We start from the raw sequence: 12329 nt of genomic DNA, 5'->3' as shown, positions 1-12329 counted from the left end.
TTAAGTATAATAATCAATTCATATATTCATTATAGTTATTGTTAATGAATGCCTTTCAAAGGCTTAATGTTGAGTCTCAAACTCAATGTTAAGGTCTTTACCGATTTTCAGAATCGTATTTTTATAGTCTTGGGCTTGCGTACACGTCTTGTTGAGCTTTGCGAGCAGCTCACGGTCCTGAGTCAACAGCGAGTTTCTCACATCGTCGCAAGAGCTTAACATCACATTGAGGTAATCCAAAGCTTTGGAACCCGTGCTGCGAATGTAACGAGTGCTGCGATCAAAGCTGCTCTGATCAAAACCGAAGGGCTTATGATGAATGTAAATTAGGCGCAAAAACTTTTCGATGGCCATTTCTTCCATTTCAAAGCTCAAGAGAATTTGTTGTTGAAGATCGGCAAAGGCCACAAAATTCGCAACGGTTGCTTGCTTGTGTTCTTCGTTTGCGTAACCACCAAACATTTTGTAGCGGTCCCAAGTTCCGAAGAAATCTTCTTTAGCATCCGTCATGTTGTTCACAATGCGAGACTCTGAAGTGGGGTCTTCCAAAAGGCGCGCGCGATCAAAAAGGTAATGCATGAATTCATGGGTGATTGTCCAGGCGTCTGCACTTTCAATCAAAAGAATGGTCGGGTGTTCAACGCGATTGTAGGTCGCTCTTTCAGTCAAAAAGATGCCGAGTGTGCCTTCATCAAAATGTTTTTTATAGCGGCTCATAAGATCCGCAGAAGGGGTGGCAAGAAACGCAATGGTCGCGGGTTCTTCTTGCGTTGGCATTCTAAAAAGATCCACACCCAAGTGAGCGATGTATTCCAATTTGCCTTTTGAACCCAAGGGAAGAAGCGGACTTAGAAGAGGAACTTGAACCTTTTTTCCGAACTCCAAAGTTGTGCAGTCCGTGCATTTTGCAAAGCTTGTTTGAGCTGCCAAAATCAGAGGAAGTGCAAGGACGGCAATATTAGAAAAAAGTTTCATGTTAACTCTCCCTATCCAAAGTTTTAAGAGCAAAAGAAAGACCCGTTTAAAGCCTGTCAGGTCCAATTAAATGAAGGTCAATGCCTTGAAGCTGTCGAAATCTCGTCAGAGGGACAAAAGAGGGCGGTGTTTCCAAGATATTCTTGGGGTGAATAATAACTTTGATTATATGCAATCGCTTCGAAAGGTGGAGTTCGATATACAGCTTTTGTTTTAAACATACCGAGGTGATTTATGAAAAAAGAAATTTTGGCTGTGGCAGGTCTTTCTTTGTTTGCGTCTTTAGCGTCTGCAAATGTTTGTGAAACCAAGGCGATTCACGCGGCGGTGGAGCAAGCACAAACCGACCGCGAAGAATCTGTGATTGAATCTCCGGCGGCCCATATCGTGTCTAGAGAACTTAAGTACGGTCGCATGGTCACGGTTTACGATGTTTCTGTATTGCATTGTTCACCGGAAGACTTGGATGAGTGTGGTTCCTTGAGTTACGGTGTGGTCGTAGTTGGGAATGAACCTACTTGCAAAGTCGTGCGAATTGAAATGACGGGTGAAGAATAAAGAAGAGGGCCCGTTAAGGACCCTCTTTTAAGCTTAGTGGGTGAGCTTGTTTTTAAATTCAGCGTATTTGCTCTCTACTTTATCAGCGAATTTAGCCATGAAACCTTTGGCTTGTTCATCGCTGATGTGAAGTGTATCGAGGGCCTGATGTACTTTTTGGCGGGCTTCTTCTGGAGGAAGACCGGTTTTTTGTGAAACTAAGTTCACAAGCTCATCGGGACTCGACATGGCTTTTTTTAGTTCTTCATCGCTCAAATTTAAATTGCTGAATTTTTGTTTTAAGGCTCCTGAGACTTCGTTGAATTTTCCTTCTAAGAATTGTTTGTCCATAAATTCTCCCTTTTTCTCTCGAAGCTCGGCCAATTAATGAGACAATTTATTTTTCATTTTATCGATACCAGCGTTAAGTTTGTCTGCGGCTTCTTCTTTGCCGGCTTCAAACTTTCTTTCCCAGCTCGACATCAAGTCGTTTACTTGCCGTGAAGCTTCTTCTTTTGAGAGACCTACTTTTTGTTGAACTAGACCACTTAAGGCCTCTGCGTTGCCTTTAGTTCTTTGAATATCGTCATCTGTGAGAGCGCCCCATTTTTTTCTTAGTTCTCCAGAAATTTCTTTGATCTTTCCTTGGAAGATATCTTTGTTCATAAGGAACCTCCTTTTTTAAATTCATTATACGTCAAATCTTCACGCCAAAACTTTGACTCCTGTCATAGAATTACTACCCGGCAAACAAGTTCCGGGGAGGCAAAAATTGCCTGAAATCAAATATGTTGGACTGCAATGAATGACGCTCGACCAGAGTCCTGTTGGCATCCGTGTTGCTTTCAATCTTGATAGGACCACTCTGTGGTCATTCATCATGGAGGATGAAGTGGCTGAAGAAAAAGCGGCAGCAGCGGAAGCGTCGTCAGCTCCGAGCGGGGGATCTGGACAAAAGCCTATACTACTCATTGCCTTGGCGGTCATTAATATGCTCGTCGTCGCTGGCGTAGGTTTTATGCTTTATCAAGGACGCAAAAAGGAAGCAGCGGAACCGAAGATTGAACACGTCATCAAAGGTGAAGCGGAAGCACAACATAAGGAAGCCACTGAAGAAAAAGAAGTGGTGGGTAAAGTCGTGCCTCTTGAAACCTTCATTGTGAATTTGGCGGGGTCTAAAGGCCGCAAAGTTGCGAAAGTAAATATGGAACTGGAAGTTAAAGGCGACCATGTTCTGGAAGAAATCGAGAAGCGTAAAGCGCAAATTCGCGACATCATTATTATTATTCTTTCTTCGAAAACATATGAAGACGTTTCTACTCGTGAGGGTAAAGACGATTTGAGAAATACGATCAAAGACACGATCAACTCTTTCCTGGTTCAAGGAAAGATTTCAAACGTGTTCTTCACTGAGTTTATCTATAACTAAGGCAGGACTATGAATCAGGTTCTTTCGCAAAGTGAAGTGGATGCTCTGTTAGCCGCAGTCTCTGATGGAGATGTTGCGACGTCCGAGTCATCCAAGCCCGAAGCCCAAAATACGGGAAAAGTAGATGAACGCAAAATTGTTTCTTACGATCTGACAAGTCAGGATCGTATTATTCGTGGTCGCCTTCCACAACTGGAAGTTATCTACGAAAAATTCATGCGTTCTTTCCGCGTTTCTTTGTCATCGGCTCTTCGTAAAATCGCCTCAATCACTTTGACTTCGACGGAATTTTTGAAATTCGGAGAGTTCATCAACACTCTTCCAATGCCAACGTGCATGAGCGTTCTGCGTTTTGGAAACTTGCGCGGTTCCGCTTTGTTCGTGATCGAAAGTAAATTAGCTTACGCTTTGGTGGACAGCTTCTTTGGTGGAGCGGATCGTCCTTATACAAAAATCGATGGAAAAGATTTTACGCCGATTGAACTTTCTATCGTTCAAAAGGTCGTAGGTCTTGCGATCAACGATCTGGAAATGGCATGGGCTTCGATTGAAAAAATCGGTTGCTCGTTTGTTCGTACGGAAGTGAATCCACAGTTCGTGGGTATCGTTCCTCCGACAGACGTGGTGATCGCGTCAACTTTTGATGTCGAGCTTGAAAATGCGACAGGCACGATCTCGATCGTGATTCCTTACGCGACAATCGAGCCGATCAAACAAAAACTTTCCACTGGTTTCCAAGTGGAGTCTGACCAGACAGATAAAAAACTTTGGACTTCCATCATTCAAGAACAGCTTCTTGAAACGGACATGGAGATCAAAGTGAATCTTGGTGAAACCGAGATCAAGCTTAAAGACATGATGAATCTTAAAGTAGGCGACGTGATTCCTTTGGATCAAGACGCTTCCGGTGAATTCGATGTCAATGTTGAAGGCGTGAGAAAGTTTAAAGGTTATTACGGAATACATCATGGAACTGTGGCGGTCCAAGTAACACGCCCGGTGCAAAAGTAGGGGGATAAATGGGTGACGATACTTTGGACAACTTGGCGGATCAGCTCGTAGCGGAAGCGGCGGGTATGGCGGCTGCGGATGGCGGCAAAAAGGCAGCGGCGGCGGCAGCTCCATCGCAGAATGATCGCAACTTGAATTTGATTTTGGATATCCCGCTTAAAGTTTCAGTTGAGTTGGGGCGCACAAAAATGCCGGTGAGTGAGCTTTTGAATCTGACTCAAGGAAGCGTTATTGAGCTGAATAAATTGGCCGGTGAGCCGATGGAAGTTTACGTCAATGACAAATTGATTGCACGTGGTGAAGCCGTGGTGGTCAACGAGAAATTCGGTGTGCGTTTGACAGATATTATTTCTCCAGCTGAGCGTGTAGAACAGCTCAGATAATAAGAGGTTTCAGATGCGTTTGTTGCTTTCGTTAATCTTTGTGTTTTCAGTTTCTGCCCACGCGGCGGAAGAAGCTACAACTTCAGCGGCCCCCGCTGAAATTGCGGCAACGGAATCCGCTCCCTCACAAGAGGCGACTGTCGCTTCAGCAGAGAAAAAAGTGGATAATCGCAAAGAGTCCGAAATTCCTTTAAATCTTGAGAAAGATAAAAAGGCTTCGTCTGAAGGCAGTGGCGTTTTCCGTATTCTCTTCACTCTTTCGATCTTGGGACTTGTGGGAACGGGTGCTTACTTTTTTCTCCGTAAGTACAAAGTTCCTCGTGCGATGAAACACCAAACGCAAATCAAAGTTTTGCAACAGCACTACTTGGGGCCTAAAAAAAGTTTGGCGATTGTGCGTGTGGCTGGCGAATCGATCTTGATCGGTATTACGGATCACAACATTTCTATGATCAAACCGTTGTCATTGCTTGATGACGAAGTGCCAGAAGAGTCTCCACAAAATTTTGGAAAGGTTTTAGGCGGCATAGGTTCGACAAAAGCGGACTTTGAAAATAACGAAGACGAAGCCGAACCTGCTCCAGCACCAAAAAAACGTTCAGCAAAAGACTTGGATGCTGACGAAGAATTCGCGATTAGCGGAATCAAAGATATCGTTTCTAAACGCCTTAAAGGAATGAGGTCTCTTCAGTGAGAAAGACTAACTGGACTCTGTGGAGTCTGATTCTTTTGCCTCTGGTTCTTTTGATCAGTTCCAGCGCGTTTGCTCAAGTGACTCTTCCGACGGTGAATCTGGGTTTTAAAACTACAGACAATCCTAATGAAGTGGTGAACGCTGTTAAATTGATTTTGATCATGACGGTGCTAACTCTGGCGCCGGCGATTTTGATTATGATGACGGGCTTTACTCGCATCATCATCGTCTTTTCTTTTTTAAGACAGGCAATGGGCGTGCAACAAATGCCACCCAATCAATTGTTGGTGGGTTTGTCTTTGTTTTTAACTTTCTTCGTGATGCAACCTGCATTCAACGAAATGAACACAAAAGGTATTCAGCCTTATCTTGCAGGAAAGATCTCTCAAGATGCGGCGATTGAAAATACTTTGGCTCCGCTTCGTAAGTTCATGTTCAATCAAACTCGCGATTCGGATTTGGCGCTATTCGTGAAACTTTCTAAGGTGGAAAAACCGAAAACTCGCGCGGACGTTCCAACAATGGTTTTGGTTCCGGCGTTCGTGGTTTCTGAGCTTAAAACGGCTTTCCAAATTGGTTTTATCATCTTCCTTCCATTCCTTGTGATCGACATCGTCGCGGCCAGCGTCTTGATGGCGATGGGTATGATGATGCTTCCTCCGGTTGTGATTTCGTTACCCTTTAAGATCATGCTCTTTGTCTTAGTGGACGGATGGGGTCTTCTCATCGGTTCGATGGTTAAGAGTTTCGGGTAGAGGTGAAAGATGACAGAAGAACTTGTAATTCGACTTGGACAAGATGCTCTTCGTACAACAGCTATGCTGGCGGCGCCGTTGCTTATCAGCACGCTGGTTGTGGGTTTGGCCGTGAGTATTTTTCAAGCGCTCACACAGATTAACGAAGCGACTCTGACGTTCATTCCAAAAATGATCGTAGTGGCGTTGGTGTTCGTGCTTGCAGGTCCGTGGATGATGGACGTGATGAGTTCCTATACAGTGAACCTTTTTGAAAATATTGCCGTGATGGTGAGGGAATAGCCGAGTGATTAACTGGAGTTCAATGACAGAGGCTCAGATCCTGCTTTTTGCGCTGATTTTTCTGCGCATGATTGCCTTTGTTATTTCTTCAGCGGTTTTTGGCTCTCCGACGATCACTGTGCCTATCAAGGTTCTCCTGTCGATCGTATTTAGCGTTTTATTATTCCCGGTGGTGAAGGTTGGGAATGTCGATTACGCTTTAATTTCTAATGATATCATCGGTTTAGCGGTGCGCGAATTGATTGTCGGATTGGCGCTGGGATTTTTAACCCGCTTGTTCTTCTTTGTAGTCACAATGACAGGGGACTTGGTGTCGATGTCCGTGGGTTTGAGTGCATCTCAGATGTACAATCCCATGCTGGGATCGCATGGAAACACGATCGATCAATTCTATTCGACAATTGGGACTCTGGTTTTTTTAGCAATCAATGGGCATCACATGTTGATCAGTGCAATTGCGCAAAGTTACGAGCTTGTGCCTGTAAGCTCGCTCGCGCTCAATGTGGGACCATTTGCGGAGATGGCCGTTTACGGTCAGACCGTGATGTTAATGGCGATTAAGATGTGTGCTCCGGTGTTGGTGACCATTCTGCTTGCGAATCTTGCGATGGGGATTTTGGGAAGAGCAGTTCCCCAGATCAACGTCCTGGTTACAAGTATGCCTGTGACGATCATGCTTGGAATGACAGTGGTGTTTCTCTGTCTTCCACTGATGGCCATAGAAATGAATGGTCTAGTTGAAATCACAGCTAGCAAACTATTTGCTGTGATGAAACACTTATAACAATAGCTTTTTAGTTCTAGGAAGGAACGAGATGGCTGAAGAGAACGGTGAAAAGACCGAACAGGCAACGGATGCGAGACGGGAAGAGTTTCGCAAAAAAGGGAACGTTGCTCATACAAAGGAACTCGCGTCGGCAGTTATTTTACTGGCGGCGGCTGGGTGCGTGTATGCGTTGGGTCGCTTCTTCTTCAAAAATCTCTACGAAGTTTTTCAATACTCCTTTGGAAATGACATGGTTGTGCTAGTGCGTGAAGGTAAATTCACGGAAGCCTTCCGTTTCTGTGGAGAGAAAGCTTTGATCCTGATGGCTCCTGTGATGGGCATGGCTGGCGTCATTGGCGCCGCTTCTTCCATTCTTCAAGTGGGCTTCCTGCAAGTGGAAGACGCTCTATCTCCTAACTTTGAAAAATTAAGTCCCGTGGAAGGTTTCAAACGCGTGTTCAGTTTGCGCGCGGTTGTTGAAGCTTTGAAGTCATTGTTAAAAATGGCGGCTGTGGGAATCGTTTTGTATTTCTTGTTGCGCGGTGAAGTTCGTCAAGTGCCTTACATGCTCACGTTCTCAATTGAGCAAATCTTAATGTATCTGGGTGCTGTCGTTGTGAAGCTTTTAGGCGGTGTGGGCGCAGTGATGCTCATTATCGCTTTGGCGGATTACTTCTATCAGCGTTGGGATCTTGAAAAGAAAATGATGATGACCAAACAAGAGGTCAAAGAAGAACACAAGCAACGTGAGGGTGATCCGATGATCAAATCTCGCATTCGTCGCATCCAAAGGGAGATGGCGAGTAAGAGAATGATGGCGGATGTTCCTAAAGCAGACGTGATCATCACAAATCCCACACACATTGCTGTTGTTTTGAAATACACGGACAATTTACCGGCACCACAGTTGATTGCTATGGGTGCTGACCACGTCGCGGAAAAGATCAAAGAGATCGGCCGCGAACACAATATTCCTATCGTGGAAAACAAGCCGCTGGCTCGGACGATCTTTAAGACAATGAAAATTGGACAAGTTATTCCTAGGGAGCTTTTCGTCGCAGTGGCGGAAGTGCTTTCGTATGTTTATCGTTTGCGTAGGAAGAAAAGATAATGGAACAAGTGTTTCAGTTCTTAAAAAGATTCGATAAGATCACGAAGAACACGGATCTTTTTATTGCGTTTGGATTGCTTGCAATTCTGGCGGTGATGATCATCCCATTGCCTCCGTTTATGCTCGACATCACCTTGACCTTCTCTTTGGCGATCAGTGTTTTGATCCTCTTGGTGAGTATCTACACCGACAGAGCTTTGGATTTCACATCTTTCCCGTCACTACTTTTGATGACGACACTGTTCCGCTTGTCACTGAACGTGGCAACGACTCGTTTGATTTTGACTCACGGACATGAAGGTGAAAAAGCGGCCGGAGACGTAATCGCTTCGTTTGCAAACTTCGTTGTCGGTGGAAACTACGTTATCGGTTTTGTGATGTTCATCATCTTGATGGTCATCAACTTCATGGTCATCACAAAAGGTTCGGGCCGCGTGGCGGAAGTTGCAGCTCGTTTCACTTTGGATGCGATGCCTGGTAAGCAGATGTCGATCGACGCAGAATTAAACTCTGGTCACATCACAGAAGCGGAAGCTCGCAAGCGCCGTAAGCAAATCGAAGGCGAAGCGGACTTTTACGGAGCGATGGACGGTGCCTCGAAGTTCGTACGTGGTGACGCTATTGCCGGTATTATTATCACAATGATCAATATCTTGGGTGGTTTGGCGATTGGCGTGATTCAAAAAGGCCTTGATGTCAGTACTGCCGCAAAATACTACACAATGCTCACGATCGGTGACGGTCTTCTGGCTCAGATCCCAGCTCTTGTGATCTCAACAGCAGCCGGTATCATCGTGACTCGTACTTCAAACTCTGACAAAGACGTCGGTGAAGAGGTTACAGGTCAATTGTTCGTTAAACCACGTGCGGTGATGATTGCCGGCGGTGTGTTGATCTTGCTGGGTCTTGTACCGGGTCTTCCAACAATTCCATTCTTGTTAATGGGCGGATTGTTGTGTGGAACTGCGTGGATTATTAAGAAAGCTCGTTTCGAAAAAGCGGAAGCGGAAAAGAAACAATCCGACGCGGCTTTGGCAGCTCCCAAAAAAGAAAATATCGAAACGATGTTGCCGCTGGATATGGTGGAGTTGGAAGTTGGTTACGGTCTGATCAATATCGTCGAATCGGATCAAAGTGGCGACTTGCTTGAGCGCATCGTCAGTATCAGAAAACAATTTGCTTTGGATTTGGGAATCGTGGTTCCAAGTATTCACATCCGTGACAACTTGCAGTTGGCTCCGGGTGAGTACCGCGTTCTGATCAAAGGAAATCGCGTGGGCGGTGGAACTCTTCGTCCGGAATCCTTGCTTGCGATGGATCCAGGAAACGTGGCAGAGCGTATCGAAGGTATTCCAACAAAAGAACCTGCGTTTGGTTTGGATGCACTGTGGATTTCTCCAGCACGCAAAGAAGACGCCGAGATCGCTGGTTACACAGTCGTGGATTTGCCGACTGTTATGGCAACACATCTTACGGAAATCGTGCGTTCACATGCGCATGAGTTGCTGGGCCGTCAAGAAGCGTCGACTCTTATTGAGAACTTTAAGAAGTCTCATCCCAAAGTGGTCGAAGAACTTATCCCGGATCTATTGTCATTGGGATCCGTGGTTCGCGTTCTCCAAAGTTTGTTGAAAGAGCAAGTATCCATCCGTGATCTATTGACGATCTTTGAAACGTTGGCGGATGAAGCTCCTCGCAATAAGGACATTGAAGTTCTCACTGAACAAGTTCGTCGTGCTCTCGCTCGCGGTATCACTGCGAAGTACACGACGGATCAAGGCAATATTCCAGTGATGACACTGCATCCGAATATTGAAGAGTTGATTGCAAATTCATTATTGCAGACAGAGCAAGGTGTTCAATTGGTGATGGATCCGACTTCGGCTCATCGTTTGATCAACGAGATTGCTCGTACGGTGGAAAACCACCCTGAAGTGGCAAGTCAGCCTATTCTTCTGACAAGCCCAACTTCGCGTCGTCATTTATATAAATTAACGTCCCGTTTTATCCCTCAGCTAGTTGTGCTTTCGCACAATGAATTGACTTCAGATGCGGATGTCCAATCGGTTGCACTCGTGGAGATGAGCCATGCAGGTTAAGAAATTTGAAGCCAGAACAATGAAAGAAGCCCTTGAGATGGTGAAGACCCAACTGGGTCCCGATGCCATCATTCTTTCTGCACGCGACAACAACAAGAGTTTCGGTCTTGTTGGTGAGGGAAGTGTGGAAATCACGGCGGCTGTTTCAGAAGAAACTTTGCAAAAGAAAAAGTTTGCAGAGTCCCGACTTCGCGAACAAGATCGTGAAAAATTCTTGAAGAGCCCAGCTCGTCAACAAAAAGAGTTGATCCACAAGATGGTAGAAAAGCATGTGCAAAAAACACAAGCTCCGGCTCCTATTACGCAACGTCGCTATATCGATATCGAAGATGAAGCGGAACTTTCTCGGCAAAAGCAAGTGGCGGAAGAAAGAGTTCGCTCTGCAGCGCAAAGAGCTTTGAATGCGTTCCAAGAGCAAGAAGATATTCTTAAAGGCACTGTGAGAAGAAATGCACAGCCACAGCAGTCAGCGCCTGTGGTACCTGCTAAAAAAGCTTCTGCTACAGCAGCAGAAGCGGCTGAAATCGCAGCATTGAAAAATGAAATCGCAAGTTTGAAACAGGTCATCACTCAATTTCAACACATGCCTCAAACATTTGTGGGATCTCATCCAGGTGCAGACTATGGAATCAACTACGATTTAAGTTTCGTTTTTGAAAAGCTCACAAGTGCAGGAATGGCTCCTGAAATCGCAGCGGAGATTTTGACAAGTGCTCAAGAAACTCTGCCGGCGTTGAAACTTAAAAATCGCGCCTTGGTAGAGGCTTTCGTAGCCCGCCACGTTTTGGATTCAACAAAGATCTCTCACAACCCAACAGGTGGAAAGATTCACTGTTTTGTGGGACCAGCAGGAAGCGGTAAGACATCAGCGTTGATTAAGATGGCCAGCCAAATGGTTGTTCGTGAAGGCAAGAAGATTGCTCTTTTCACGACGGACACTTTCAAAGTAGGTGCGGCCGATCAAATGAAGATTTATGCGCAAATCTTAAACGTTCCATTTTCTGTGATCCGTACGCAGAATGATTGGACGAACTTGATGCGCTATCTTGCCAATGTAGATTGTGTGCTTGTGGACTACACAGGGTTAAGCCTTAAGAGCAATGATGAGATTCAAATGCTGAAGAGCTTGTTACCTCCTTCAGCATTGAATCCGAATATTCACCTCACTCTTTCAACAAATGCGAAAGACAGTGATGCTACTGAATTGGGCCGTCGTTATTCTGTTTTGGGTTACAAAGACGTGATCTTCACTTCTTTGGATGAATCCACTCAACATGGAACGATCTACAACTTTATGAAACGCTTTGATGTACCACTTCATTCTTTCGGAATCGGTTCACGTGTTCCTGAAGATTTTGAATTTGCGACGAAAGAGCGTCTTTTGGATTTAATTTTCAAAATTACAAAACTTAAACAACAGGAATCAGAAGCGGTATGAGAAATATGAATTCCTTTGATATGCATCGTACAAGAACGATCAGCATCACTTCGGGAAAAGGTGGTGTGGGAAAAACCACTCTAGTGGCCAACGTCGCTCTGACTTTGGCACAAAGAGGGAAAAAAGTTCTGATTCTGGATGGTGACCTGGGCATGGCCAACGTGGATATTCTTTTTGGCGTAAAAACCCAAGGAAACATTCATGATATTTTAGCGGGCCGCAAAGAAATGAAAGACATCTTGGTTGAAGTTGCTAAAGATGTGTTTTTAATTCCCGGGGGAAGTGGCGTTGTGGAATTCAACCACATGAATCACTTTGAAAGAAGAGCGATGGTGGAAGCGGTGAGTGCATTGCCTTTGGGCTTTGATTACCTGCTCATTGATACGGCACCGGGTATTGCCGAAAACGTTTTGTTTTTAAATTCAGCGGCGCAAACGGTGTCTGTGGTGATCACTCCAGATCCTGCAAGTTTTGCGGATGCTTATGCATTGATCAAAGTTCTGAATAAGAACTACAAAGTGAATCACTTCTCCATCGTGTGCAATCAAGTGCGTGATGAGCAGGAAGGATTGGGGCTTTATCAACGCTTCAATGATGTCGTAAACAAGTTTCTCTACATAGGTCTGGACTACTGGGGTTCGATTCCGAACGATGTGGTTTTACGTAAGGCAATTCAAATGCAACGTCTCATTGTGAGACAAGATGTGGGCGCAGAATCGTCGAAAGCCATTCGTCAAATTTCTAACCAGATAGAGAAATCTTCCAAACAAATCGAGACGACAGGCGGAATGCAGATGTTCTGGGACCAGGTCGTTGGATTTGCGTAGTAGATTTGGACTTTCAGCACTC

At 45.1% G+C, this 12329-nt stretch carries 15 protein-coding genes; 12 read left to right on the top strand and 3 right to left on the bottom strand.

Annotation, left to right across the window (positions count from 1 at the left end):
• Nucleotides 1-63: 63 nt before the first annotated feature.
• The gene (locus AAAA78_RS15620) at nucleotides 64-975 is read right to left on the bottom strand and encodes a hypothetical protein (RefSeq protein WP_340592996.1); all 912 of its coding nucleotides are present in this window, start codon (nucleotides 973-975) and stop codon (nucleotides 64-66) included.
• Nucleotides 976-1209: 234 nt separating this feature from the next.
• Between AAAA78_RS15620 and AAAA78_RS15615 the strand changes: the two genes are divergently transcribed.
• On the top strand, nucleotides 1210-1533 hold the full coding sequence (locus tag AAAA78_RS15615; RefSeq protein WP_340592994.1) for a hypothetical protein: 324 nt from the start codon (nucleotides 1210-1212) through the stop codon (nucleotides 1531-1533).
• Nucleotides 1534-1566: 33 nt separating this feature from the next.
• Here AAAA78_RS15615 and AAAA78_RS15610 read toward each other — a convergent pair whose 3' ends face one another.
• Entirely contained in the window at nucleotides 1567-1863 is a 297-nt protein-coding gene (locus AAAA78_RS15610) for a hypothetical protein (protein ID WP_340592993.1), read from the bottom strand.
• A gap of 33 nt (nucleotides 1864-1896) precedes the next feature.
• Nucleotides 1897-2178 carry a CsbD family protein gene (locus AAAA78_RS15605; protein WP_340592991.1) on the bottom strand — a complete coding sequence of 94 codons (282 nt, stop codon included), beginning with the start codon at nucleotides 2176-2178 and terminating at the stop codon, nucleotides 1897-1899.
• A 139-nt stretch (nucleotides 2179-2317) separates the two neighbouring features.
• Between AAAA78_RS15605 and AAAA78_RS15600 the strand changes: the two genes are divergently transcribed.
• Genes AAAA78_RS15600 through AAAA78_RS15550 form a run of 11 tightly spaced genes read left to right on the top strand, consistent with a single transcriptional unit; the run spans nucleotide 2318 to nucleotide 12307 of the window.
• Nucleotides 2318-2941 (top strand): flagellar basal body-associated FliL family protein, encoded by a 624-nt coding sequence (locus AAAA78_RS15600; protein ID WP_295905963.1) that lies wholly within the window; start codon nucleotides 2318-2320, stop codon nucleotides 2939-2941.
• A gap of 9 nt (nucleotides 2942-2950) precedes the next feature.
• Entirely contained in the window at nucleotides 2951-3952 is a 1002-nt protein-coding gene (fliM, locus tag AAAA78_RS15595; protein WP_340592988.1) for a flagellar motor switch protein FliM, read from the top strand.
• Between the two features lie 8 nt (nucleotides 3953-3960).
• Nucleotides 3961-4335: a flagellar motor switch protein FliN gene (gene fliN / locus AAAA78_RS15590; RefSeq protein WP_340592986.1), complete on the top strand. Its 375-nt coding sequence runs from the start codon at nucleotides 3961-3963 to the stop codon at nucleotides 4333-4335.
• A gap of 13 nt (nucleotides 4336-4348) precedes the next feature.
• The gene (locus AAAA78_RS15585; RefSeq protein ID WP_340592984.1) at nucleotides 4349-5029 is read left to right on the top strand and encodes a FliO/MopB family protein; all 681 of its coding nucleotides are present in this window, start codon (nucleotides 4349-4351) and stop codon (nucleotides 5027-5029) included.
• Nucleotides 5026-5784, top strand: coding sequence for a flagellar type III secretion system pore protein FliP (gene fliP, locus AAAA78_RS15580; RefSeq protein WP_340592982.1), 759 nt, complete (start codon nucleotides 5026-5028; stop codon nucleotides 5782-5784). Before AAAA78_RS15585 ends, fliP begins: the two co-directional genes overlap by 4 nt.
• Before the next feature lie 9 nt (nucleotides 5785-5793).
• Nucleotides 5794-6066 carry a flagellar biosynthesis protein FliQ gene (gene fliQ, locus AAAA78_RS15575; RefSeq protein WP_295905968.1) on the top strand — a complete coding sequence of 91 codons (273 nt, stop codon included), beginning with the start codon at nucleotides 5794-5796 and terminating at the stop codon, nucleotides 6064-6066.
• A 4-nt stretch (nucleotides 6067-6070) separates the two neighbouring features.
• Entirely contained in the window at nucleotides 6071-6850 is a 780-nt protein-coding gene (locus AAAA78_RS15570) for a flagellar biosynthetic protein FliR (protein ID WP_340592979.1), read from the top strand.
• A 31-nt stretch (nucleotides 6851-6881) separates the two neighbouring features.
• Nucleotides 6882-7943: a flagellar biosynthesis protein FlhB gene (gene flhB / locus AAAA78_RS15565; RefSeq protein WP_340592977.1), complete on the top strand. Its 1062-nt coding sequence runs from the start codon at nucleotides 6882-6884 to the stop codon at nucleotides 7941-7943.
• On the top strand, nucleotides 7943-10042 hold the full coding sequence (flhA, locus tag AAAA78_RS15560) for a flagellar biosynthesis protein FlhA (RefSeq protein WP_340592976.1): 2100 nt from the start codon (nucleotides 7943-7945) through the stop codon (nucleotides 10040-10042). The genes flhB and flhA overlap by 1 nt, the downstream gene beginning before the upstream one ends.
• On the top strand, nucleotides 10032-11480 hold the full coding sequence (gene flhF / locus AAAA78_RS15555; protein ID WP_340592974.1) for a flagellar biosynthesis protein FlhF: 1449 nt from the start codon (nucleotides 10032-10034) through the stop codon (nucleotides 11478-11480). The genes flhA and flhF overlap by 11 nt, the downstream gene beginning before the upstream one ends.
• Nucleotides 11477-12307 (top strand): MinD/ParA family protein, encoded by an 831-nt coding sequence (locus AAAA78_RS15550; protein ID WP_295900207.1) that lies wholly within the window; start codon nucleotides 11477-11479, stop codon nucleotides 12305-12307. The genes flhF and AAAA78_RS15550 overlap by 4 nt, the downstream gene beginning before the upstream one ends.
• The last annotated feature ends 22 nt before the right edge of the window (nucleotides 12308-12329 follow it).

It is taken from the genome of Bdellovibrio sp. BCCA (genome assembly GCF_037996825.1).
Classification (GTDB): Bacteria; Bdellovibrionota; Bdellovibrionia; order Bdellovibrionales; family Bdellovibrionaceae; genus Bdellovibrio.
The sequence above is the reverse complement of the archived record's forward strand: the minus strand, read 5'-3'. Positions and strand labels throughout refer to the sequence as shown.